This is a genomic window from Nonomuraea sp. NPDC050783 (genome assembly GCF_040802095.1).
Taxonomy (GTDB): domain Bacteria; phylum Actinomycetota; class Actinomycetes; order Streptosporangiales; family Streptosporangiaceae; genus Nonomuraea.
Window position 1 is genome coordinate 181,122 of the sequence record NZ_JBFAHK010000016.1, and the last position, 22,545, is coordinate 203,666.

General features: G+C 72.1%; 21 protein-coding genes. 8 read left to right on the forward strand and 13 right to left on the reverse strand.

Features of this window, described 5'->3' with window-relative positions; all coding sequences use genetic code 11:
• Window positions 1-70 precede the first annotated feature (70 nt).
• From AB0H75_RS34755 to AB0H75_RS34775, 5 genes are read left to right on the forward strand one after another with little or no spacing between them, the layout of a single operon-like run.
• Window positions 71-823: a 3-hydroxybutyrate dehydrogenase gene (locus AB0H75_RS34755; protein WP_367803864.1), complete on the forward strand. Its 753-nt coding sequence runs from the start codon at window positions 71-73 to the stop codon at window positions 821-823.
• Window positions 823-2,694, forward strand: coding sequence for a helix-turn-helix domain-containing protein (locus AB0H75_RS34760; protein ID WP_367803866.1), 1,872 nt, complete (start codon window positions 823-825; stop codon window positions 2,692-2,694). The genes AB0H75_RS34755 and AB0H75_RS34760 overlap by 1 nt, the downstream gene beginning before the upstream one ends.
• Window positions 2,695-2,725: 31 nt before the next feature.
• Complete coding sequence (locus AB0H75_RS34765) at window positions 2,726-4,000, forward strand: MFS transporter (RefSeq protein ID WP_367803868.1); 1,275 nt, start codon at window positions 2,726-2,728, stop codon at window positions 3,998-4,000.
• The gene (locus AB0H75_RS34770; protein WP_367803870.1) at window positions 3,997-4,995 is read left to right on the forward strand and encodes an alpha/beta fold hydrolase; all 999 of its coding nucleotides are present in this window, start codon (window positions 3,997-3,999) and stop codon (window positions 4,993-4,995) included. The genes AB0H75_RS34765 and AB0H75_RS34770 overlap by 4 nt, the downstream gene beginning before the upstream one ends.
• On the forward strand, window positions 4,995-6,149 hold the full coding sequence (locus tag AB0H75_RS34775) for an alpha/beta hydrolase family protein (protein WP_367803872.1): 1,155 nt from the start codon (window positions 4,995-4,997) through the stop codon (window positions 6,147-6,149). Before AB0H75_RS34770 ends, AB0H75_RS34775 begins: the two co-directional genes overlap by 1 nt.
• On the opposite strand, the gene AB0H75_RS34780 is transcribed toward AB0H75_RS34775, so the two are convergent.
• On the reverse strand, window positions 6,142-8,139 hold the full coding sequence (locus tag AB0H75_RS34780; RefSeq protein ID WP_367803874.1) for a glycosyltransferase family 2 protein: 1,998 nt from the start codon (window positions 8,137-8,139) through the stop codon (window positions 6,142-6,144). The two genes, AB0H75_RS34775 and AB0H75_RS34780, sit on opposite strands and share 8 nt — an antisense overlap.
• A gap of 109 nt (window positions 8,140-8,248) precedes the next feature.
• Window positions 8,249-8,896: a lytic transglycosylase domain-containing protein gene (locus AB0H75_RS34785; RefSeq protein ID WP_367803876.1), complete on the reverse strand. Its 648-nt coding sequence runs from the start codon at window positions 8,894-8,896 to the stop codon at window positions 8,249-8,251.
• A 340-nt stretch (window positions 8,897-9,236) separates the two neighbouring features.
• On the opposite strand from AB0H75_RS34785, the gene AB0H75_RS34790 reads away from it, so the two are divergent.
• From AB0H75_RS34790 to AB0H75_RS34800, 3 genes are read left to right on the forward strand one after another with little or no spacing between them, the layout of a single operon-like run.
• Complete coding sequence (locus AB0H75_RS34790; RefSeq protein ID WP_026214755.1) at window positions 9,237-9,911, forward strand: response regulator transcription factor; 675 nt, start codon at window positions 9,237-9,239, stop codon at window positions 9,909-9,911.
• The gene (locus AB0H75_RS34795; RefSeq protein WP_367803877.1) at window positions 9,908-11,320 is read left to right on the forward strand and encodes an ATP-binding protein; all 1,413 of its coding nucleotides are present in this window, start codon (window positions 9,908-9,910) and stop codon (window positions 11,318-11,320) included. The genes AB0H75_RS34790 and AB0H75_RS34795 overlap by 4 nt, the downstream gene beginning before the upstream one ends.
• Complete coding sequence (locus tag AB0H75_RS34800) at window positions 11,317-11,838, forward strand: hypothetical protein (RefSeq protein ID WP_367803878.1); 522 nt, start codon at window positions 11,317-11,319, stop codon at window positions 11,836-11,838. Before AB0H75_RS34795 ends, AB0H75_RS34800 begins: the two co-directional genes overlap by 4 nt.
• Here the strand turns inward: AB0H75_RS34800 and AB0H75_RS34805 are convergent.
• The 11 genes from AB0H75_RS34805 to AB0H75_RS34855 form a co-directional block, all read right to left on the reverse strand.
• Complete coding sequence (locus tag AB0H75_RS34805; protein WP_367803920.1) at window positions 11,828-13,147, reverse strand: PhoH family protein; 1,320 nt, start codon at window positions 13,145-13,147, stop codon at window positions 11,828-11,830. The two genes, AB0H75_RS34800 and AB0H75_RS34805, sit on opposite strands and share 11 nt — an antisense overlap.
• Window positions 13,148-13,360: 213 nt before the next feature.
• Window positions 13,361-14,122, reverse strand: a complete 762-nt coding sequence (locus tag AB0H75_RS34810) for an isoprenyl transferase (RefSeq protein WP_367803879.1) — start codon at window positions 14,120-14,122, stop codon at window positions 13,361-13,363.
• A 55-nt stretch (window positions 14,123-14,177) separates the two neighbouring features.
• On the reverse strand, window positions 14,178-14,711 hold the full coding sequence (locus AB0H75_RS34815) for a hypothetical protein (RefSeq protein ID WP_367803880.1): 534 nt from the start codon (window positions 14,709-14,711) through the stop codon (window positions 14,178-14,180).
• Between the two features lie 128 nt (window positions 14,712-14,839).
• Window positions 14,840-15,403 (reverse strand): hypothetical protein, encoded by a 564-nt coding sequence (locus AB0H75_RS34820; RefSeq protein WP_367803881.1) that lies wholly within the window; start codon window positions 15,401-15,403, stop codon window positions 14,840-14,842.
• Window positions 15,400-16,215, reverse strand: a complete 816-nt coding sequence (locus tag AB0H75_RS34825) for a DUF692 domain-containing protein (RefSeq protein WP_367803882.1) — start codon at window positions 16,213-16,215, stop codon at window positions 15,400-15,402. The genes AB0H75_RS34820 and AB0H75_RS34825 overlap by 4 nt, the downstream gene beginning before the upstream one ends.
• A gap of 55 nt (window positions 16,216-16,270) precedes the next feature.
• Entirely contained in the window at window positions 16,271-17,191 is a 921-nt protein-coding gene (locus AB0H75_RS34830; RefSeq protein ID WP_367803883.1) for a TIGR04222 domain-containing membrane protein, read from the reverse strand.
• 178 nt (window positions 17,192-17,369) lie between these two features.
• Window positions 17,370-19,163: a phosphoenolpyruvate carboxykinase (GTP) gene (locus AB0H75_RS34835; RefSeq protein ID WP_367803884.1), complete on the reverse strand. Its 1,794-nt coding sequence runs from the start codon at window positions 19,161-19,163 to the stop codon at window positions 17,370-17,372.
• A gap of 248 nt (window positions 19,164-19,411) precedes the next feature.
• Entirely contained in the window at window positions 19,412-19,933 is a 522-nt protein-coding gene (locus AB0H75_RS34840) for a hypothetical protein (RefSeq protein ID WP_367803885.1), read from the reverse strand.
• A gap of 77 nt (window positions 19,934-20,010) precedes the next feature.
• Window positions 20,011-21,159, reverse strand: a complete 1,149-nt coding sequence (locus AB0H75_RS34845) for a C40 family peptidase (RefSeq protein WP_367803886.1) — start codon at window positions 21,157-21,159, stop codon at window positions 20,011-20,013.
• Window positions 21,160-21,416: 257 nt separating this feature from the next.
• The gene (gene greA / locus AB0H75_RS34850) at window positions 21,417-21,917 is read right to left on the reverse strand and encodes a transcription elongation factor GreA (RefSeq protein ID WP_242376467.1); all 501 of its coding nucleotides are present in this window, start codon (window positions 21,915-21,917) and stop codon (window positions 21,417-21,419) included.
• A 108-nt stretch (window positions 21,918-22,025) separates the two neighbouring features.
• On the reverse strand, window positions 22,026-22,445 hold the full coding sequence (locus tag AB0H75_RS34855; RefSeq protein ID WP_367803887.1) for a DUF4307 domain-containing protein: 420 nt from the start codon (window positions 22,443-22,445) through the stop codon (window positions 22,026-22,028).
• Window positions 22,446-22,545: the final 100 nt, after the last annotated feature.

The following is a 22,545-nucleotide window of genomic DNA, read 5'->3' on the forward strand; positions in this document are numbered from 1 at the left end:
ATAACGGAGCACGTATCTATGTCGGTGGCACCCATGCGAGCGGGTCCGGCGACCGCCTAGGGTGCGGGGTATGGCGAAGGAGCTGACGGGGCGGACCGCGCTGGTGACGGGGGCGGGCAGCGGCATCGGGGCGGCCTGCGCCCGCCGGCTGGCCGCCGCCGGCGCCAGGGTGCTGGTCGTGGACGTGCGGGCCGAGCCCGCCGAGAAGGTGGCCGCCGAGGTGGGCGGCGTGGCCGTGGCGGCCGATCTGGCCGATCCCGGGTTCGTCGCGGCGCTGCCGGACGAGCCGGTCGACATCGTGGTCAACAACGCCGGGTTCCAGCACGTGGCGCCCATCGAGGAGTTCCCGCCTGAGGTCTTCTCGACGATGATGCGGGTCATGGTGGAGGCGCCGTTCCTCATCGCGCGGCGGGTGCTGCCCGGCATGTACGAGCGGGGCTGGGGCAGGTTCGTCAACATCTCGTCGGTCCACGGGCTGCGGGCCTCGCCGTTCAAGTCGGCGTACACCACGGCCAAGCACGCGCTGGAGGGTTTCTCCAAGGTCGTCGCGCTGGAGGGGGCGCCCCACGGGGTCACCTCGACGTGCGTGTGCCCGGCGTACGTGCGGACCGGGCTGGTGGAGGCGCAGATCGCCGACCAGGCCAGGGTGCACGGGATCGCGCCGGAGGAGGTCGTGGAGGACATCATGCTGCGGCCCGCCGCGATCAAACGCCTGATCGAGCCGGAGGAGGTGGCCGAGCTGGTCGCCTACCTGTGCGGGCCGGCCGGGTCGTTCGTCACCGGCGTGTCGCTGCCGATGGACGGCGGGTGGACCGCCCGCTGATGGCTCACGCGTACCTGGAGCTGCTGGCACGGGAGGCGTCGGCGGTCGAGTTCGAGGGGCCGATCGTCGAGGCGCGGGCGCGCGGCGCGGACCCGGCCGAGATCGAGGCGCTGGAGCGGGCCAAGGTCGAGGCGCTGAAGGTGCGCGCGCTGCTGCGGCGGCGGGCCCGGCGCGAGGCCGAGCTGTCGGCCCTGTACGACACCGCCGGCGACCTGGCCGCCCTGCGCGACCTGGACGCCGTCCTGGAGGCCATCGTTCACCGGGCCAGGCAGCTCCTCGCGACCGACATCGCGTACATGACGCTGCACGACCCCGAGCGCGGCGACACCTACATGCGGGTGACCGACGGGTCGATCTCGGCCAAGTTCCGGGCGCTGCGGCTGGCGATGGGGGCCGGGCTGGGCGGGCTGGTGGCGCAGACGGCCACGCCGTACTCGACCGCCGACTACTTCGCCGACCCGCGCTTCCGCCACGAGGGCCACATCGACGAGGCCGTCGAGGAGGAGGGTCTGGTCGCGATCCTGGGCGTGCCGCTGCGGCTGGGCCAGCGGGTGATCGGCGTGCTGATGGCGGCCAACCGCAGCGCCCGGCCGTTCCACCAGGAGGAGGTGGCGCTGCTGGCGAGCCTGGCGGCGCACGCCGCGGTGGCGATCGACAACGCCCGGCTGCTGCAGGAGACCAGGAACGCGCTGGAGGAGCTGTCCCAGGCCCACCGCACGGCGCGGGCGCACGGCGAGGCCGTGGAGCGGGCGGCGCTGGCGCACGACCGGATGACCTCGCTGGTGCTGCGCGGCGGCGGCATCGAGGACGTCGCGGCCGTGGTGACGGACGTGCTGGGCGGCTCGCTGGCGGTGCTGGACGACCTGGGCCGCCCGCTCACCGGCGACGTGGGCGAGCTGGACTCCGGAGTGTTCGAGGCGGCGCAGGCGTCGCGGGCGCTGGGCCGCACCGTGCGCAGGGGCGAGCTGCTGGTGGCCTCGGTGGACGTCGGCGGCGAGCCCCTGTGCACGCTCGTGCTGCGCAGCGACGACGCCGACGAGCGCATCCTGGAGCGGGCGGCACTGGTGTGCGCGCTGCTGCTGCTGTTCCGCAGGAGCGTGGCCGAGGCCGAGGGCCGGGTGCGGGGCGAGCTGCTGGACGACCTGATCGCCCGGCCGGGCTCCCCCGGGCTGGCCGACCGGGCGCGGCGGCTCGGCGTGGACCTGGGCGCGCCGCACGTCGTGGTGGTGGTCCGGCACGGCGGGCAGCGGGAGCGGGCCGCGTTCTGGGCGTCCTCGCAGGCCACGCTGCGGCACGGGCTGGCGGCCGGGCGGGGCGAGGAGGTCGTGCTGCTGCTGCCGGGCGAGCACGCGGGCGCGCTGGCGGGGCGGGTGGCCGCCGAGCTGAGCGCGTCGCTGGGCACGCCCGCGACGGCGGGCGCGGCCCCCGCGGGCCCGGCGGCGGGCAACGTCGCCGGCGCCTACCAGGAGGCGCGGCGGTGCGCCGAGGCGCTGCTCGCGCTGGGCCGGGCGGGCGACGGCGCGAGCGCCGCCGAGCTTGGCTTCGTCGGCCTGCTGCTCGGCGACGGCCGCGACGTGCGCGGCTTCGTGGACCGGGTGCTGGGCGCGGTCGTGGACTACGACGCCCGCCGCGGCACCGCGCTGGCCGACACGCTGGCGGCCTACTTCGGCACGGGCGGCTCGCCGTCGCGCACCGCCGAGGCCATGCACATCCACGTCAACACGGTGACGCAGCGCCTGGAGCGGGTGGGACGGCTGCTCGGCGACGGCTGGCAGGAGCCCGAGCGCGCTCTGGAGCTCCAGCTCGCGCTCCGCCTGCACCGGCTCGGCCACACAACCGCCCGGCAGACTGTGGGTCCCGACTCCATATGAGTGACGCCGGTCACTCCTTAGCGTGACCGGCATGGCCACTTCCATCAAGAGGATCGTCGCCGCCAGCCTGATAGGCACCACCATCGAGTGGTACGACTTCTTCCTGTACGGCTCGGCAGCCGCCCTGGTGTTCAACAAGTTGTTCTTCCCCGACTCCGACCCGCTGACCGGCACGCTGCTGTCGTTCCTCACCTACGCCGTCGGCTTCGTCGCCCGCCCGCTCGGCGGCCTGGTGTTCGGGCACTTCGGCGACCGGCTGGGCCGCAAGCGGCTGCTGGTCCTCAGCCTGCTGATGATGGGCGCGGCGACGTTCCTCATCGGCTGCCTGCCGACGTACGCGAGCCTGGGCCCGGCCGCCGCGCTGCTGCTGACGGCGCTGCGCCTGGTGCAGGGCTTCGCGCTCGGCGGCGAGTGGGGCGGCGCGGTGCTCATCGTCTCCGAGCACGGCGACGACGCCCGCCGCGGCTTCTGGGCCTCCTGGCCGCAGGCCGGCGCGCCCGGCGGCAACCTGCTGGCCACCGGCGTGCTGGCGGCGCTGGCCGCCTGGCAGTCCGACGAGGCGTTCCTGGCGTGGGGGTGGCGGGTGCCGTTCCTGCTGTCCGGCGTGCTGGTGCTGATCGGCCTGTGGATCCGGCTGACGATCAGCGAGTCGCCGGTGTTCCAGCAGGCCCCGCCGGAGGAGCGGGCGCCGATCGTGGGCGTGCTGCGCCACCACGGCAAGGACGTGCTCGTCGCCATCGGCGCCCGCCTGGCCGAGAACATCTCCTTCTACCTGCTGACGGTCTTCGTCATCACCTACGCCAAGACCGCGGGCATCGACAACTCGACCGTGCTCAACGCCGTGCTGGTCGCCTCGGCCGTGCACTTCGTGACGATCCCGATGTGGGGCGCGCTGTCCGACCGGGTCGGCCGCCGCCCGGTCTACCTGGCCGGGGCCGCCGGCATCGGGGTGTGGATCTTCGCATTCTTCCCGCTGGTGGACACCGGCAACTTCCTGGCGATCACCCTGGCGGTCATCGTCGGCCTGCTCTTCCACGGCATGATGTACGGCCCGCAGGCGGCCTTCTTCTCGGAACTGTTCGGCACCAGGACGCGCTACACCGGCGTGTCGGTCGGCGCCCAGCTCTCGGCCATCCTGGCGGGCGCGCTGGCCCCGATCATCGCGGTGGCGCTGCTCAAGGCGTATGCGAGCAGCCTGCCCATCTCCCTCTACCTTGGACTGGCCGCGGTGCTCACCCTGGGCGCGGTCTACGCCGCCCGCGAGACCCGGGGCCGCGACCTGGCTGAAAGGATCCACACGCGATGAAGGTCACCACGCCGAGGCTCACCCAGAACGTCCTGACCGTCGAGGGCAGGGACACCGGCGAGCCCGTGCTGTTCGTCCACGGCAACGTCTCCTCGGCCGCCTTCTGGCGCGACGCCATGACGGCGCTGCCCGCCGGCTACCGCCCGCTCGCCGTGGACCTGCGCGGGTTCGGCGACACCGACCCGGCCCCGGTGGACGCCACGCGGGGCCTGCGCGACTACTCCGACGACGTGCTGGAGCTGGTCGAGGCCCTGGGCCTGGAGCCGGTCCACCTGGTGGGCTGGAGCATGGGCGGCGGCGTCGTCATGCAGGCCCTGCGCGACCGGCCGGCCGCCGTGCGCAGCCTCACCCTGGTCAACCCGGTCTCCCCGTACGGGTTCGGCGGCACCGAGGGCCCGGACGGCACGCTCACGCACCCCGACGGCGCGGGCGCGGGCGCCGGGGGCGCCAACCCCGACTTCGTGGCCCGGCTCCAGGCCGGCGACCTGTCGGAGGAGGCCCCCACCTCGCCGCGCAACGTCTTCCGCTCCGCGTACGTGAAGAACCCCGTCCCCGACGAGGACTTCTACGTCCGCGCGATGCTCACCACCCGCGTCGGCGAGGCCCACTACCCGGGCGACGCCGTCGCCTCCGACGCCTGGCCGGGCCTGGCCCCCGGCAAGAGCGGCGTGCTCAACACCATGGCCCCCACCTACTTCCGGCTGGACGACCTGCCGGGGATCGACCCGAAGCCGCCCGTCCTGTGGATCAGGGGCGCCGACGACGTGATCGTCTCCGACACCTCGTTGTTCGACCTGGCCCACCTCGGCGCGCTCGGCGTCGTGCCCGGCTCGCCCGGCACGCCCGCGCAGCCGATGGTGACGCAGACCCGGGCGGTGCTGGAGCGCTACGGCCGCTACCGGGAGGTCGTGCTCGACGAGTGCGGCCACAGCCCGCACCTGGAGCACCCGGCCGAGTTCGGCCGCCTGCTGGCCGAGCACCTGAAGGAGGCGTGATGCTGGTCGCCCTCACCCTCGTGGCGAGCTTACTGACGCCCGTCCAGCAGCAGCACCATCAGCTCGTCGTGCCGGGCGCGGAGAAGCAGGTCGTCGCCCGCCTGGACGACCTGACCACCGCCGGCACCGCGGCCACCGGCCACACCGACCCCGCCGACTGGGCCGGCCTGCACGCGGCCGCCACCGTCAACCCGACCGGCGTGCCCGGCACGCAGATCGACGGCTACTTCCCCGACACCTCCACCGGCAACGCCACGCACGGCTGGAACCACGACGCGCAGTTCGTGATCAGGCTGCCCGACCGCTGGAACGGCGGCCTGGTCGTCAGCGGCACCCCCGGCAACCGGGAGCAGTACGCCAACGACTACACGATCTCCGACTGGGTGCTGTCCAAGGGCTACGCCTTCGCCGCCACCGACAAGGGCAACGTCGGCGTCGCCTTCCACGAGGACGGCCGCGAGCCCGGCGACGCCATCGCCGAGTGGAACCAGCGCGTCACCCAGCTCGCCGTGGCCGCCAAGGCCGTGGTCAGGCAGCGGTACGGCAGGCAGCCCCGCCGCACGTTCGCGGCCGGCATCTCCAACGGCGGCTACCTGGTCAGGTGGCAGCTGGAGAACCGGGGATGGCTCTACGACGGCGGCGTGGACTGGGAGGGCACGCTCTGGCGGCTCAAGGGCGACAACCTGCTGAACTTCCTGCCGCCGGCGCTGAAGGCGTACCCGGACGAGGCCGGGGTGCGGGCGGCCGGGTTCGCGGCCGGGTCGGAGTTCCTGTGGCCGTTCCACCGGCAGTACTACTGGGAGCTGACCCAGCAGCTCTACCAGAAGGAGCTGGACCCGTCGTACGAGGGCGCGGCGGCCGACTACGACTACGCCGCGCGCAAGCCGTACGCGGCCGTCGCCAAGATCGCGCTGACCGGCCGGATCACCAAGCCGCTCATCACGATCCACGGGACGCTCGACACGCTGCTGCCCATCTCCCGCGACTCCGACGTCTACGCGCGGATGGTCGGGCCGCACCGGCCGTTCCGCTACCACCGGATCGAGGGCGGCAACCACCTCGACAGCCTGGTGGACGTCTACCCCGACCGGCTCAAGCCGATGTTGCCCGCCTTCCGCGCCGCGTTCGAGGAGCTGGAGGGCTGGGTCAGCTGAGGTAGCGGTGCCTGCCGGCGCGTACCAGGCGCACGATGTGCCGCGCGCCGGGCATCCGCCGCCCGAGCCGGTGCCACACGGTGTCCCGGCCGAGGGGCGAGGGCCGCTGCGGGTCCGCCGCGGCGGCCGGGCGCACCTGGACCCGGCCCCTGCGCACGTTCAGCGCGAAGCGCAGCCCGATCTCCCCCTCCGGCGAGCGCAGGAACGCCAGCCAGGTGCCGGGGCCGAGGTGGTCGGGGACGGCCCAGCCGCGCCGCACCGGCAGCTTGGCCACGAGCTGCCCGGCCAGCTTGCCGGGCACCCCGGCCTCGGCCAGCGCCGGGGCGCTCACCTCGCGCTCGCGGCCGTGCCGGGTGGAGCGCAGCACCAGCTCCAGCGGCGGGCCGCCGCTCGGCGGCACGTACGGCACCGGCAGGACGACGTAGGCGTGCCCGTCGAGCTGCTTGACCTCGGCGGCCGGCGACACCATCGCGATCGACTCGGCGAACGAGCCCGGCTCGACGGCCAGCCCCAGCTCCCCCCGGTCGGACCAGCAGGGCACCACCAGCCGCATCCGGGGCCGCTGGGCCAGCACGCCGAGGCAGTTGAGCGGGCCCTCGGGCCGCCGCACCCGGCTCCTGGCCTGGTTGGCGCCGCCGAACATGCGGACGTGCAGCTCCCAGTGCCCGGGGCTCAGCGGCTCGCCGAGCGCGGCCGTGGTCACGTCGATCCTGGCCTCGGCCTTGATCTGCACCCGGGCCCGGCGGCGGCCCTCGGAGAGCACCTCCACGCGCTGGGCCAGCGGCAGGAAGTGGATGACGCCGGTCCCGGCGTGCCGCAGGTAGACCTCGATGCGGGCCCGCTCGACGGCCTCGCTGACGTTGGTGACGCTGGGGTGCAGCAGCCTGGCGTCGATGGAGCGCGGCGGCATCCAGTGCAGGCGGGGGCCTTCCACGCGGTAGCGGTCGGGCCGGCCGTCGGGGCCCTCGACCTCGGCGGTGAACCCGAGCACCAGGACGTGGGCGTCCCAGCGCACCTCGGTCAGCTCCGAGCGCAGGCCGCCGCGCCGGGTGGAGGCGGCCAGCAGCACGATCTGGTCCAGGCGGCCCATCCGCACGAACGCGGCCACCGCGCGGAGCTGGACGGGCAGGTGGCGGTCCAGCTTCTCCGGGAAGCGGTCGGCCATCAGCTCCTGGACGAGCCGGAAGTGCCGGCCCCTGTCCACGGAGGAGTCGGCGAACCTGCTGGTCAGCAGCGGGCGCAGCACGGCGTAGCGGTACCAGTAGGCGTACATGCGGTCGCGCTGGCGGCCCGCGCCGACGTAGGTGTCGATGTCGTCGAGCAGCGCCCGCAGCTCCTGCACCATGGCGTGCGGGTCCTCCTCGGTGCGCCGCCGCTCGCCGAGGTGGCAGCAGACGTGCTCGGCCAGCACCGCGATGACCTTGGCCTGCAGGTACGCCCGCATGACGAACGCCTGCTCGGCCAGGCGCCCGCCGGTCACCGAGAAGCCCAGCTCGTTGTCCTCCAGGAAGGCCCGGCGGTAGAGCTGCTGGGGGCCGAGCAGGCTCAGCAGGCGGTCGCGCAGGATGTCGGCGCGGGCGGTGCCGCGCGCGAAGGCGATCATCGGCGAGCCGTGGTCGCGTACCAGGCGGCCGATCAGCACGTCCGCGTCGGTCTCCACGGCCCGCTCGTGCATGCGGGCCAGCGCGTCGCGCTCCAGGCGGTCGCCCTGGTCGAGGAAGTAGACGTAGTCGCCCTGGGCCGCGGCCAGCCCCACGTTGCGGCCGCGCGTCGGCGAGCCGGTGTGCGGCAGGTGCAGCGCCCGCACGTTGGCGCGGGTCGCGGCGATGGCGTCCAGGCGCTCCGCCGTCCCGTCCGTGGACCCGTCGTCCACGAGCAGCACTTCGTACTCGTCGGCGGGCATCGTCTGCTCCACGGCGGAGCGGATGCACGCGTCCGCGGTGTCACCCGGATTGTGGACATTGACGATCACACTGACCTTCACACCCATGTGGCCAGCCTGTGCCCCGCCCCGCGCCGGGGGCGTGACGGCTTGCCGATTGCAGAAGGAAAGTTGACCTGGCCCAATGTCCCTTTAAGTACGGGCGCCTCCCGGGCGGCTAGTACCAGCCCGTGGACTGCGAGTGGCCCCAGGCGGCACAGGGCGTGCCGTAGCGGCCCTTGATGTAGCCGAGGCCCCACTTGATCTGGGTGGCGGCGTTGACCTGCCAGTCGGCGCCCGCGCTGGCCATCTTGCTGCCCGGGAGGGACTGCGGGATGCCGTACGCGCCGGAGTAGCGGTTCATGGCCCGCTCGTTCCAGCCGCTCTCCTTCTGCCAGAGCGACTCCAGGCAGCCCCACTGGTCGGCACCGAAGCCGAACGCGCCCAGCATGGCCTTGGCGGTGGCCTTGTTGCTGCCGGGCGAGGGGTCGCTGCCGGGCGGGAAGTTCGTGGCGGGGAAGCCGTTGCCGCCGGGCGCCCGCTTGGGCACGACCCAGGACAGCTCGTCCTCGTGGTCGCCGGCCCCGTCGCGGTTCTTCTTCAGCTGCTCGGCCCGGAAGGCCCGCTCGGCCGCCGCCTTGAGCGCGTCGGTCTTGGGGTCGGGGCCGGACAGGTTGCCGCTGGCCAGCCTGCCCATGTCGTCGAGGCTGAAGGCCGGGGTGACCGGCTTGCTGGCGTTGTCGATGGCGCGCAGGGTGATGAAGGTGCCGCCACCGCCCAGGACCGCCAGGGAGACGGCGGAGATGACGATGGTCTTGGGCTTCACGCGCCGCGACGACCGGCGCGCCGAGGGGACATCGTTCGTCTGGGGGCGCTCACTCAAACGCGGACCGGGGCTCACGATCCATGAGCTTGCCCTGTCGAGGGGGGTGCCGCGCAACCGAAACGCGGTAATCGCTTGGTGTGCGCTTGGCTAACCAGCACGTTAGCACGCTATTTCCAGTTATTGTGATATTCGTCACACAATATTGGCTCCCCTCCGTGCCCCCGTTGACCGAAGGGAAGCCGCTTTCAGGGTGTCGGTCCTTCTTCCCGATGCCTTCGACACGACGTCACAGTTTGGTGACACAACCCGGCTATAGCGGGCATGGAATAATAATGTGCGCGTGGCAGGCATCCTCCTTGTAGAAGACGACCCCTCGGTCCGCACGGCCCTGGAGCTGGCGCTGACCCGGCAGGGGCACTCGGTCACGTCGTACGCGACCGGCGAGGAGGCCCTCGACCACATCAGGGCCCGCCGCCCCGAGATCGCCATCCTGGACGTCATGCTCCCCGGCATCGACGGCATCGAGGTGTGCCGCCGCGTGCGCAAGCTCGACCAGCTCCCCGTCATCCTGCTCACGGCCAGGGGCGACGACCTGGACATCGTGGTCGGCCTGGAGGCCGGCGCCGACGACTACGTGGTCAAGCCGGTCGAGCCCCGGGTGCTGGACGCGCGCATCCGGGCCATCCTGCGCCGGGCCGAGTCGGCCGCCTCCGACCGCATCACCTTCGGCGACCTCGTGATCGACCGGGGCGCGCTGAAGGTCACGCTGGCCGGCAAGGAGATCCACCTGACGCCCACCGAGCTGCGGCTGCTGCTGGAGCTCGTCCGCCACCCCGGCCAGGTGCTCAACCGCCGCTACCTGCTGCGCGCGGTCTGGGACCACACGCACATCGCCGACTCGCGGCTGGTGGACGCCTGCGTACAGCGCATCCGCGCCAAGATCGAGCCCAAGCCCGCCGAGCCCGTCTTCATCCACACCGTGCGCGGCTTCGGCTACCGGTTCAGCCCTCCGTGATCCCGCTGCCCACCGGACTGCGCGCCCGCCTGGTCATCACGTTCACGCTCGTCGCCGTCACCGCCTCCATGCTGGTCGCCACGATCGGCTTCGAGCTGGCCAAGACCGCGCTGGTGACCAGGACCGAGACGACCTCGCTGGACCTGGTCACCCGGGAGCTGGGCGGCGTCGACTTCCCCGTCGGCCGGCTGCGGCCCGGCGAGGCCGCGCCGACCGGCAAGGAGCTGGAGCGGCTGGCCCAGACGCTCAGCGCCCCCGGCCGGGGCGTCGTGGTCGAGTACGGCGACCTGGTCTCCGTCACCGGCCCCATGACCCTCGACGACGTGCCCAACGAGCTGTACGGCAGGAGCAAGCAGAGCGTCGTCACCCAGCGCCGGGTCATCAAGGGCGAGCTGTGGTTCATCGTCGGCGCCGAGGTCTACCGCGACGCGGGCGGCACCCCGGAGGCCACCGGCCTGCGGGCCTTCGTCTTCTTCCCCATGCGCGCCGACGTCCGCCAGCTCGACACGCTGCGGACCAGGCTCTTCCAGGGCGGCATCGCCATCGTGCTGATCGCCCTGGTCGTGGCGCTGCTGTCGGCCCGGCAGGTGCTGCTGCCGGTGCGGCGGCTGAGCGCCGCGGCCCAGGCGCTCGGCGAGGGCCGGCTGGACACCCGCCTGCCGGTCCACGGGCAGGACGAGCTGGCCGGGCTGACCGCCAGGTTCAACGACGCCGCCGCGGCGCTGGAGCTGAGCGTGTCCGAGCTGCGCTCGCTGGAGGCCATGTCGCGCCGGTTCGTGGCCGACGTCTCGCACGAGCTGCGCACCCCCCTGACCGCCATGACGGCCGTGGCCGACGTGCTCTCGGAGGAGGCCGGCCGGCTGCCCGAGGCGCCCGCGCAGGCCGTACTGCTGGTGCTCAGGGAGATCGAGCGCCTGCGCGAGCTGGTCGAGCACCTCATCGAGATCAGCCGCTTCGACGCCGGCACCGCCACGCTCAACCTGGAGCCGGTCAACGTGGCCGACGCCATCGCCGACTGCCTGGAGACCCGCGGCTGGAGCGACCAGGTCGAGGTGAACGCCTCTCAAGGGCTGACCGCCAGCCTCGACCCGCGAAGGTTCGACGTGATCGTGGCCAACCTCGTCGGCAACGCGCTCAAGCACGGCGCCCCGCCCGTGGTGGTCAACGCCAGGAGCACCGAGAACGGGCTGGAGGTCAAGGTGCGCGACCACGGCAGGGGCATCCCGCGCGAGGCGCTGCCCCACGTCTTCGACCGCTTCTTCAAGGCGGGCGCGGGCCGGGCCCGCAGCCAGGGCAGCGGCCTGGGCCTGGCCATCGCGCGGGCGAACGTGCACCTGCACGGCGGCACGATCTCGGTCCGCGCCCAGGAGCCGGGAACCCTCTTCACGGTCTGGCTCCCGCACTCATGAGAGCCGCCCTCGTCCTCCTCGCCGCCGTCGCCGCCACGCTGGCCCTCACGGGCTGCGGCATCTCGCCCACCGACGTCCAGGACCGGAGCAACGCCCCCACCATCAGGATCCCGCCGCCGTCCAAGACGATCTACCTGATCCGCGACGGCAAGCTCGCGCTGGAGCCGGCCGACGTTCCGGACGACACGGTGGAGAGCCTGCTCGGGGCGCTGTTCGAGGCGTCCTCGCAGCCGCTCGGCGACCGGGACACGGCGCTGCGCGGGTTCACGTACCTGCGGACCAAGGACTCGCTCAACCCGGTGCAGCGCGACGAGATGCAGCTCCCGCGCACGCTGACGCTCACGGTCTACATCCGGGGCGCGGGCAGGCTGAGCGAGCTGGCCAAGGCGCAGATCGTCTGCACCGCGCAGCAGGACGCGGCGTACGAGCAGGTCAAGATCGTCCGGGACAACCAGAACCGCCCCCCGGTGGACGAGGGGCGGTACACCTGCGGCGATCTGGGCGGCGCTACATCGTGATGTCCTCCAGCATCTCGGTCACCAGCGCGGCGATCGGCGAGCGCTCGGACCGGGTCAGCGTCACGTGCGCGAACAGCGGGTGGCCCTTCAGCTTCTCCACCACCGCCACCACGCCGTCGTGCCGGCCGACCCGCAGGTTGTCGCGCTGGGCGATGTCGTGGGTGAGCACGACCCGCGAGTTGGCGCCGATCCGGCTCAGCACCGTCAGCAGCACCCCGCGCTCCAGCGACTGGGCCTCGTCCACGATCACGAACGCGTCGTGCAGCGAGCGGCCGCGGATGTGCGTCAGCGGGAGCACCTCCAGCATGCCCCGGTCGAGCACCTCATCGATCACCTCGGGCGTGGTGACCGCGCCCAGCGTGTCGTAGACCGCCTGCGCCCACGGGCCCATCTTCTCGCCCTCGCTGCCCGGCAGGTAGCCGAGCTCCTGGCCGCCGACGGCGTAGAGGGGGCGGAAGACGACCACCTTGCGGTGCTGGCGGCGCTCCAGGACGGCCTCCAGGCCCGCGCACAGCGCCAGCGCCGACTTGCCGGTGCCGGCCCGGCCGCCCAGCGAGATGATGCCGATCTCCGGGTCCATCAGCAGGTCGAGCGCGATGCGCTGCTCAGCGGAGCGGCCGTGCAGGCCGAACACCTCGCGGTCGCCGCGCACCAGGCGCACCGACTTGTCGGGCAGCACCCGGCCCAGCGCCGAGCCCCTGGCCGACAGCAGCCGCAGCCCGGTGTGCGTCGGCAGGTCCCTGGCCTCCTCCACCTCCGCCGTGCCGCGCTCGAAGAGCGTCTCGACGTCCTCGGCGGTGACCTGGATCTCGGCCATCCCCGTCCAGCCCGACTCGTGCACCAGCTCCGCGCGGTACTCCTCCGCGGTCAGGCCGATCGAGGCCGCCTTGACCCGCATGGGCAGGTCCTTGGAGACCAGCACGACGTCGCAGCCCTCGGCGGACAGGTGGCGCGCCACCGTCAGGATGCGGGTGTCGTTGTCGCCCAGGCGGAACCCGACGGGCAGGATGGACGGATCGCTGTGATTGAGCTCAACCCTGAGTGTGCCGTCCCCCGTCGGCGTCGGCATCGGCTCGTCGAGCCTGCCGTACCTGATCCGCAACTCGTCGAGGTAGCGCAGGGCCTGCCGCGCGAAGTAGCCGAGCTCGGGATGGTGCCGCTTGCCTTCCAGCTCGGTGATCACGACGATCGGCAGAACCACGTCGTGCTCGGCGAAGCGGGTCAGGGCCGCCGGGTCGGCCAGCAGGACCGACGTGTCCAGCACGTAGGTACGCTTGGCCGGCTGGGTCGTAGGGTTGCTCGAGGACACTGCCACACGTTCTCCCCCGGGCGCCCCGCGTGCGGGCGCCCTGCAGACGAGGTGGGAATCGGACCGGACCCGCATTCCCCGACCGCGTGATGCCGTCGGCGCCGGGTTCCGGCCCCCCTCGGCAAGTAACGGTGCAAAGGCGGGCCCTCTCCGGAGTGTCCGGCCTGTGGTCGGACACTTCCAACGTTACGTCCTCGATACCCGAATGTCGGGTCAAGAACCGTAACGCCGGTGTCTCGCAGCGTAGTCGCGCAGCGCCCGCAGGAAGTCGACCCTGCGGAAGTCGGGCCAGTAGGCCTCGTGGAAGTAGAACTCTGAATGAGCGCTCTGCCAGAGCATGAAGCCCGACAGACGCTGCTCGCCCGAGGTCCGGATGAGGAGGTCCGGGTCGGGTTGGCCGCGAGTGTAGAGATGCTCCGCGATGTGCTCGACATCGAGTACCTCGACCAGGTCCTCGATGCTCGCTCCCCTGCTCGCGTGCTCTTGGAGCAGTGAGCGCACCGCATCGGCAATCTCACGTCTTCCTCCATACCCAACCGCAACGTTCACAATCAGGCCGGGACGGTGTGATGACGCTTCTTTCGCATTTTTTAGGACATTGGCGGTGCGGTCGGGGAGCAGATCGAGCGCGCCGACGGGGATGATCCGCCAGCCCTCGGCCACCAGTTCCTGCGTCACGTCCTCGATGATGCGCAGGAGCGGCTCCAGCTCCTCGCGGGGGCGGTTGAGGTTGTCGTTGGAGAGCATCCAGACGGTGACCACCTCGACGCCCGTCTCGCGGCACCAGCCGAGCAGCTCCGAGATCTTGTCGGCGCCCTTGCGGTGGCCGCTGGCGACGTCGCGCATGCCCATGGCGCGCGCCCAGCGGCGGTTGCCGTCGATGATGACCCCGACATGCCGGGGAATGCTGTCCCGGGACAGCTTCGCCTCCAGCCGGCGCTCGTACAGCCGGTAGAGCAGGTCGCGCAGGCCCACGGAGTGTCCTCCCCAGCGATGCTGTGCCTTCGGTCAATGACCCAACAGGCAATTATCACCGCGTTTCGCCCGTGTCTGTCCCCTCTCCCGCATTCCTTGCCATATCTCTGCCTTCCAGACATCCTTCGGCTTCCGCCACGAGACCCTGGACGAACGACCACAGCTCGGCCGAGGTCAGCACCGCCCGCATGCCGACGCCCGTGGCGCCCCACGCCTCGACGTAGGCCCGCCGGGTCACCCGCCACCGGCTGCCCTCCCACAGCGGGATCGTGCGCAGCCGGCAGCTCAGCTCGCCGCCGGACGGGCCGGACCTGCTGCGGTAGCGGAAGGAGAACAGCTCGCCGTCCGGCCCGTCGCCGGGGAAGCGGTCGTCGGGGTCGGCCCACCGCCTGGCGTCGTGCTTGCGGGCCTCGTCCACGCCCTGCGCGAGCCGGGCCAGCATCCAGCCGCAGCGCTCGCCGACGCTGCCGTACGGGGCGCCGTCGCGGTGCAGCTCCAGGGTGACCTCGTACGGGGTGCCGACGCTGTCGCGGCAGGCCACCGGCGTGACGCTCAGATAGGATCCGTCGACGCAGCGCAGTCCCCCCATGCCCCCTGCGTTTCCCGGCGGCCCCCCACTAAACCCGGCCGCCAGGCCCAGCCGGCCGGGTCGCCGTAGCCGGCCACGGAGTCGAAGGAGCAGGACTCGTTCCACAGCGGCTCGCCGCCGGATGCCTGCTACGGCAGCAGCCGCGACCACCAGCGGCCCGCGCGGCGGGGCGGGCGCTCGGCGGGCAGCCGGCCGCGCTCGCGCAGCCAGGCGGCGAAGTCGTCGGCGTCGGCGCGGTAGCTCGGCGGGGGCGCGGTGCGGGCGCGGGCGTAGGCGGCGAACTCGGCGGGCAGGTCGGGCCCGGCGGCCAGGGCGGTGTCCGGGCGGATCCTGGCCACGATCGAGCGCCGCTTGGCGATCAGGCCGGCCGCCTGGGCGCGCAGGCGGCCGGGGTCGAAGCCGCCGGGCACCGCGCCGCCGGCGACCAGCGCCCGCACCACCCGCGCCTGCGCCCGCGCCAGCTCCTCCCGCTCCCGCTCCAGCTCTCGGGCCCGCGCCAGCTCCTCCCGCTCCCGCTCCAGCTCTCGGGCCCGCGCCGGCTCCTCCCGCTCCCGTTCCCGCGCCGGGTCCTCGCGCTCCCCTTCCAGCTCCCGGGCCCGCGCCGGCTCCTCCCGCTCCCGCTCCCGCGCCGGGTCCTCGCGCTCCCCTTCCAGCTCCCGGGCCCGCGCCGGCTCCTCCCGCTCCCCCGTCATCGGGACTCCTCCGCCACGGCCATCGCGGCCCGGATCCGGTCCAGCTCGCCGGCCAGCGCCGCGTCGCTGGGGAACTCGTCGTCCCACTCCAGCAGCACGCCGGGCGGGGCCGCGCGGGCGCACAGCTCGGTGAGCAGGTCGAGCACCGGCTGCGGCGCGGCGGTGGTGTGGGTGTCGTGCCAGATGCCCTCGTGCTCGTACCCGCCGGCGACGTGCACGTACGCCAGGTGCTCCAGCGGGAGCGCGTCCAGCGCGGCCACCGCCGACAGCCCCAGGTTGAACTGGTTGGTGTAGAGGTTGGCCACGTCGATCAGCAGCCCGGCCCCGGTCCGCTCGACCAGCTCGGCGAGGAACTGGCCCTCGGTCAGCTCGTCGTCCGGCCAGCCGAAGATGGCCGCCACGTTCTCCAGCGCCAGCGGGACGGGCAGCGCGTCCTGGGCCCGGCGCACGTTCTCCGTGACCACCCGCAGCGACTCCCGGGTACGCGGGACCGGCAGCAGGTGCCCCGCCTCCAGCCCGCCACCGCGCACGAAGGCCAGGTGCTCGCTGACCAGCGGCGCGTCCAGGGCCTCGGCGCAGGCGGCCAGGTGGGCGAGCCGGTCCGGGGAGGGCGGCTCGGCCCCGCCGACGCCGAGCGAGACCCCGTGCGGGATCACCGGCACGTCCCGGGCGCGCAGCAGTCGCAGCGACTCCGGCAGGCGGCCGGGCCTCAGGTTCTCGGCGATCACCTCGACGAAGTCCACGCCCTCCATGCGCTCGATGGTCAGGTCCAGCTCGGCCCGCCAGCCGATCCCGACGCCCAGCTCCGCCATCCCGCCCGTCCTCTCGTGTGTCAATCCGCTCCCCTGTCCTTCGTCCCGTAGGTCGTCAGATGCCGCCGCCGCACCCTCCGCAGCCGCCTCCGCAGCTTCCGCCGCAACCCGCGCCGCAGCCCGAACCTCCGTCGCCTCCGTCGCCTCCGTCGCCCCAGCTGAGGGGGACGAGGTAGTCCGGCGCCCAGGTGGCGCCGGGCCGGTTCCCGCGGTTCGAGGCGCTCCTGGCCAGCTCGACCTGGAGGTCGCCGTCGCGTATCTCGCCGCGCCCGTACAGCGCGACGGCCACCGGCTCCTCCGCCCTCCCCTGCGGGTGCCGCGCGCGGGCCGCGTCCAGCGTCTCCTTGCCCGCCTGCGTCAGCGGGACCCGCAGGTCGGGCTCGCCCTTGAGGATCATGACCAGCGCCAGTGCCCCCGCCCCGCCCAGGACGGCCATCGCGAGCAGCGCGTAGGCGCTCACGCCCCGGACCACCATCGTCACCACCGCCGCCACCTCCCCCGCGAACGCGGCCAGCAGCGTCCACCGAAACCGCGTGACGAGCCGCCTGGCCCAGGCCAGGACGCCCGGGGAGTGGACCAGCCCGAGGTCCACGAGGCGGCGGGCGAGCGCGCTCATGGACAGGGTGCGCGTGGTCTCGGCGCACAACGTCCCCACGGACAGCCCGGAGCTGGAGGCGAGGATGCCCAGCACGGACTCCTCGACCGGCTCCCGCGCGGCGGTGCCGTCGTGGACCCGGCACACCTTGCCGCCGCGCGTCATGCGCAGGGCCCCCGCCCCGGCCAGCACCGTGACGGCCGTCTCCGCCACCCGGTACGCCCCGCCCGCCAGCCAGGCCAGCTCGTAGTGCCCGAGCTCCTGGGGTCGCGTCGCGGCGCTCGTCTCCATGACGGCGGCGAGCTCCCGGCGGATCTGCAGGCCCGTACGGAGGACGAACACCGCCATCGCCACCGCCGCGATGAGCAGGAACAGATCCATCCGAGCCTCCCTCCGAAGGCAGCCCGACGGGCCGGGTATCCGAATGACGGATGGATCGGGGCAAAGGTTCCGTACGTCCTCGCTACAGTTCGCTCCGCGCGGCGGGCACGGAAACCTCACGGGAACGCGAACGGCGCCGGCCGCCGCGGGGACGGCCGGCGCCGCGCGCCGGAGGCGGTTACCCGAGCCGGTCGAGCAGCGCCTCGTACTCCTGCCACAGCTCCTTCGGCAGGCGGTCGCCGAACGTCTCGAAGTGGGCCGGGATGAGCTTGGCCTCCTCGCGCCAGACCTCGCGGTCGACGCTCAGCAGCGTGCGCAGGTCGTCCTCGGAGATGTCCAGGCCCTCGGTGTCGAGCTCGGCCGGCAGCAGGCCGATCGGCGTCGGCACGGCCTTGGCCTCGCCGTTGAGCCGGTCCACGATCCACTTGAGCACGCGGCTGTTCTCGCCGTAGCCGGGCCAGACGAAGCGGCCGTCGGCGTCCTTGCGGAACCAGTTGACGTAGTAGATGCGGGGGAGCACGGCGCCCTCGCGCCGGCCGATCCTCAGCCAGTGGCCGAAGTAGTCGCCCATGTTGTAGCCGCAGAACGGCAACATGGCGAACGGGTCGTGGCGTAGCTCGCCGACCTTGCCCTCGGCCGCGGCGGTCTTCTCGGAGGCGACGTTGGCTCCGAGGAAGACGCCGTGCTCCCAGCTCAGCGACTCCGTCACCAGCGGGACGGCGGTGGCCCTGCGACCCCCGAACAGGATCGCCGAGATGGGCACGCCCTTGGGGTCCTGCCACTCCGGCGCGATGGTGGGGCACTGGGCGGCGGGGGTGGTGAAGCGGGCGTTCGGGTGGGCGGCCGGCTCGTCGCTGTCCGGCGTCCAGTCGCGGCCCTTCCAGTCGGTCAGGTGCGCCGGCGGCTCGTCGGTCAGGCCCTCCCACCACACGTCGCCGTCGTCGGTCAGGGCGACGTTGGTGAAGATGCTGTTGCCCCAGAGGGTCCTGACGGCGTTGGCGTTGGTGACCTGACCGGTGCCGGGCGCGACGCCGAAGAAGCCGGCCTCGGGGTTGATGGCGTACAGGCGGCCGTCCTCGCCGAAGCGCATCCAGGCGATGTCGTCGCCGATCGTCTCGACCTTCCAGCCGGGGATCGTGGGCTGGAGCATGGCGAGGTTGGTCTTGCCGCAGGCGCTCGGGAAGGCGGCGGCGATGTAGCGGGTCTCGCCGGAGGGCGGGGTGAGCTTGAGCACGAGCATGTGCTCGGCCAGCCAGCCCTCGTCGCGGGCCATGACGCTGGCGATGCGCAGCGCGTAGCACTTCTTGCCGAGCAGGGCGTTGCCGCCGTAGCCGGAGCCGTAGGACCAGATCTCGCGGGTCTCGGGGAAGTGACTGATGTACTTGGTGGAGTTGCACGGCCACGGCACGTCGGCCTGGCCGGGCTCCAGCGGGGCGCCCACGGAGTGCACGCACCTGACGAAGTCGCCGCGCTCCTCGATGAGGCGCAGCGCCCGCTCGCCCATGCGGGTCATGATGCGCATGGAGACGGCGACGTACGGGGAGTCGGTGATCTCGACGCCGACCTGCGAGATCTCGCCGCCGAGCGGGCCCATGCAGAACGGGACGACGTACATGGTGCGCCCGCGCATGCAGCCCTTGAACAGCTCGCCGAACGTCCGGCGCATCTCGGCCGGCGCGATCCAGTTGTTGGTGGGCCCGGCGTCCTCGGCGCGCTCGGAGCAGATGAAGGTGCGGTCCTCGACTCGGGCCACGTCGCTGGGGTCGGACTTGGCGTAGAAGCTGTTGGGGCGGGCGGCGAGACGGATGAGCGTGCCCTGGTCGACGAGGAGGTTCGTCAGGCGCGTCCACTCCTCCTCGGAGCCGTCGCACCACTCGACCCGGTCGGGCTCGGTAAGGGCAGCGATCTCTTTCACCCACGCGGCCAATTCGCTATTGCTCGTCGGCGCGGGCACTTCCACGGTTAGGGACACGACTGCGACTCCTCCACTCTCTCAGGGCCCAGTCATCATTAACGACGAACCGGCAGGAAAGCCAATTGGCATAGACCTGTTGGCACAGCCGTCGTCGCAGGCAGTGGCCCTGGTGATTGAGGGAGCCTACCCAACCGCATCGGGTTTAAAAGAGAATAAACATTGAGTGGTCCAGTCCAATTGCGCTGGTCTAAACCAATTTCCGCAGTGGTTTAGTCCATTGCCCGCGCCGTTTCCCCTGGCCCCTCTCAGGAATGGACGTCGGGGCCCGCGGCGCGAACTCTGTCGACATGTTGCAGAGCGTCGCGCAACTCGGCGAGCCACGTGTCGGCGTTCTTGCCCACCAGGCGTACGCACCAGGCGAGCGCGTCGCTGCGGCTGCGGGCCACGCCGGCGGCCACGAGGGTGTCGAGGACCTGCCGCTCCGACTGGCGCAGCCGGGTCATGACCGGCACGGAGAGTGTGGTGAACATCACAGTGACGTCGCCGCAGGTGACGCCCCACGAGACCTTCTGCCGGAACCTGCGCTCGGCCTCGCGGGCGATCTCGATGCGCCGCTCGCGGGTCTCCTCCCTGAACCTCCCGGCCAGCCCCTCGACGAGGGCCACGCGCTCGGCCTCCGGGGTGTCGTCCGGCGGGTCGGGCAGGGTGCCGATGACCGCGATCTCCTCGCGGTCCCTGACGATCTCGGGTGCGCCGGTGAACCAGCCTTCGGGGAGCCGCCCGGTGAACCAGGCCCGGACCTCCGCCGTCACGTCTTCTGTAGCCATGTAATCAACATTACACACTTGCATGCCGCAGGCACATGAAGGAAAGAAGGATGTCGCCCTGAAGGGGAGGCCCGCGCCTAGCGGACCTTGGCGGCGGTGACCGGGCTGACCCGGACGACCCCGGCGAGGTTCTTGGTGTAGACCCGCGAGAACTTGACCACGTCCCCGGTACGCGGCGCCTGGATCATCTGCCCGTTACCCCAATAAATCGCCACGTGGGAGATGTAGTCGGGGTTCGTGGGATCGGAGCGCCAGAAGATCAGGTCACCCGGCTGCGCCTGCGACAGCGGCACCTGCGCCCCGGTCACCCACTGCTGGTGCGTCACGCGCGGCATCCGCACGCCCGCCTGGGCGAAGGCCCACTGCACCAGCCCCGAGCAGTCGAAGGTGTCGGGGCCCTCGGCACCCCACACGTACGGCCGCCCCAGCTTCGAGGCCGCGGCCCGCAGCGCCACCTGGATCTGCTCGCCGGTCATGAACGACCCCGCCGGCCAGCTCCGGGCCGGCTGCTGTTGCGGCTGCGGCTGCACCGGGTTGACGGTGGCGATCTGGGTGCCCTTGGGCAGCACCTTGAGGATCCTGGCGCGCAGCGTGGCGGAGTCGGCGTCGGGGGCGCTGACGATGAGCGCGTTGTCGTGCGGCAGCCCGAGCGCGCGCCCGACGTCCTTGGAGACCACCGCGTCCACCGCGCCGAAGCCGGTGGTGGCGTAGGCGCCGATGCGCAGCGGCCCGGCCGGCCCGCGTACCTGGCGGTGCAGCGAGAGCCCGCCGTCGTTGCCGAGCACGAACGACACCGCCACGTCACCCGCGGCGACGTTCTGCCAGAGCGCGTCGGAGGAGGCGGTGCGCTTGGGCGTGTACGCGCGGAACGTGGACGGATCGACCGCGAGCGTCTGCACCCGCTTGCCGTCGAGCGTGATGGAGGCGGCGTCGGCCAGCTCCAGGGCACGCACCCCGCGCAACCGGCCCACCTTGCGTAACAGCTCCTCGGTGAACGGCTTGCGCGTCAGCACGAACAGGTTGGGCTTGTGCAGCCTGCGCAGCGGCGCCACCGGCTGGACCGTGCGGGCCGGCGTCCGCTCCTGCGGCAGCCGCTCGGCCAGCAGCGTCTGCCGCGGCGTGGCCCGGTGGGCCGCGGCCTCCTCCTTCAGCCCCGCCTGCGGCTGCACGAGCAGCAGCACGTCGGCGGTCAGCACCGCGACCAGCGCCACCACGATGAACGGCACGAGTTTGTGGGTGTTGCGCCGTTTACGGGACTGTACGAGGAAAGAGAGATCCTGCCGAATCCCCGAGCCGTGCACGACCGGCCCGTACATGGGGTGGCCGGGGACAGGCTGTCCGTGCACAGGGTGCCCGGGGGCGGGGTGCCCCGGGACAGGGTGCCCCGGGACAGGGTGCCCGGGGGCGGGGTGCCCGGGAGCCGCCTGCCCATGCACGAAATCCGCCGGACCAGCGTGGGCCCGGCGGTTCGTCTCCAGTGGCGTCAGTTGCCGATGTACGGCACGGCCTCCAGGATCTCGACGGTGTTCTGGCGCCCGTTCGGCAGCGAGTAGGTCGCCTTCTCACCGATCTTTTTACCGTTGATCGCCGCTCCGAGGGGAGACTTGGGCGAATAGACGTCGATCGGCGCACCGCTCTCCTCGCGCGAGGCGAGCAGGAACGTGACCTCCTCGTCGTCACCGACGAACCTGATGGTCACCGTCATGCCGGGCCCGACCACGCCCTCGGCCTTGGGGGCCTCGCCCACCTGGGCGTTGTCGAGGATCTGCCGGAGGTGGAAGATCCGGGCCTCCATCTTGCCCTGCTCGTCCTTGGCGGCGTGGTAGCCGCCGTTCTCGCGCAGGTCGCCCTCCTCACGGGCGGCCTCGATCTTCTTGGCGATGTCGACGCGCCCGGGGCCAGAGAGATATTCGTACTCCGCCTTGAGACGGTCGTACGCCTCCTGCGTCAGCCATGTGACGTTCTCATCACGAGAGTCGGCCACGGGTACTCCTTGCTTGCCTAGGGGGCCCTGAGATCACTTGAGGTTTCCAACGGTTGAATTGCGAAAGGCTAACAAGTTAGCCGCTGGTACGCTTCCCCAAATGTCTCACTATACGAGATTGCAGTACTGGACGTGGACGGAAGTGGCCTGAGCACTGGTGTCCAGGCTTTCCTTGAGCTGCTTACTACCCTCACCAGCCGGGATTCTTACTTCCTTGCTGCCCACTTCCGCGTGATTGACGTCCAGAGCCCTGATGCGGCAGACGGCCACCCTATCGTCTGGCTTGTACACCTCGAAGGTGATCTCGGCCCGTGTCGGGCCCTCGACGTCGAACGTCACGACCTGCGCCGGAGCCTCCGAACCGCCGGCGGTCATCGACCACATGACGTAGCCCCAGCCGCCCGCGATGATGGCCACCAGGACACCGATCACGACGTGGACGATCAGCCTGCCGCTGCGCCTGGGACGGTCGGGCACGTCGTCGGGCGTGCCGAGAACGGGCCCGTTCCCGACATCTCTGGTGACCATGGTGGAATCTCCCTGCACTCCCTCAGCGTTATCCGAGACAATTGTCGCCCGCGGGGGTCCCGGTACACGACCTGACCCTCACGACCGCCTGCAGACAAAC

Excerpts from the sequence above, each read along its gene's own strand:
- AB0H75_RS34755 (WP_367803864.1), top strand. The coding sequence starts at position 71 with ATGGCGAAGGAGCTGACGGGGCGGACCGCGCTGGTGACGGGGGCGGGC.
- AB0H75_RS34760 (WP_367803866.1), top strand. The coding sequence starts at position 823 with ATGGCTCACGCGTACCTGGAGCTGCTGGCACGGGAGGCGTCGGCGGTC.
- AB0H75_RS34765 (WP_367803868.1), top strand. The coding sequence starts at position 2,726 with ATGGCCACTTCCATCAAGAGGATCGTCGCCGCCAGCCTGATAGGCACC.
- AB0H75_RS34770 (WP_367803870.1), top strand. The coding sequence starts at position 3,997 with ATGAAGGTCACCACGCCGAGGCTCACCCAGAACGTCCTGACCGTCGAG.
- AB0H75_RS34775 (WP_367803872.1), top strand. The coding sequence starts at position 4,995 with ATGCTGGTCGCCCTCACCCTCGTGGCGAGCTTACTGACGCCCGTCCAG.
- AB0H75_RS34780 (WP_367803874.1), bottom strand. The coding sequence starts at position 8,139 with ATGGGTGTGAAGGTCAGTGTGATCGTCAATGTCCACAATCCGGGTGAC.
- AB0H75_RS34800 (WP_367803878.1), top strand. The coding sequence starts at position 11,317 with ATGAGAGCCGCCCTCGTCCTCCTCGCCGCCGTCGCCGCCACGCTGGCC.
- AB0H75_RS34815 (WP_367803880.1), bottom strand. The coding sequence starts at position 14,711 with ATGGGGGGACTGCGCTGCGTCGACGGATCCTATCTGAGCGTCACGCCG.
- AB0H75_RS34820 (WP_367803881.1), bottom strand. The coding sequence starts at position 15,403 with ATGACGGGGGAGCGGGAGGAGCCGGCGCGGGCCCGGGAGCTGGAAGGG.
- AB0H75_RS34825 (WP_367803882.1), bottom strand. The coding sequence starts at position 16,215 with ATGGCGGAGCTGGGCGTCGGGATCGGCTGGCGGGCCGAGCTGGACCTG.
- AB0H75_RS34830 (WP_367803883.1), bottom strand. The coding sequence starts at position 17,191 with ATGGATCTGTTCCTGCTCATCGCGGCGGTGGCGATGGCGGTGTTCGTC.
- AB0H75_RS34840 (WP_367803885.1), bottom strand. The coding sequence starts at position 19,933 with ATGGCTACAGAAGACGTGACGGCGGAGGTCCGGGCCTGGTTCACCGGG.
- AB0H75_RS34855 (WP_367803887.1), bottom strand. The coding sequence starts at position 22,445 with ATGGTCACCAGAGATGTCGGGAACGGGCCCGTTCTCGGCACGCCCGAC.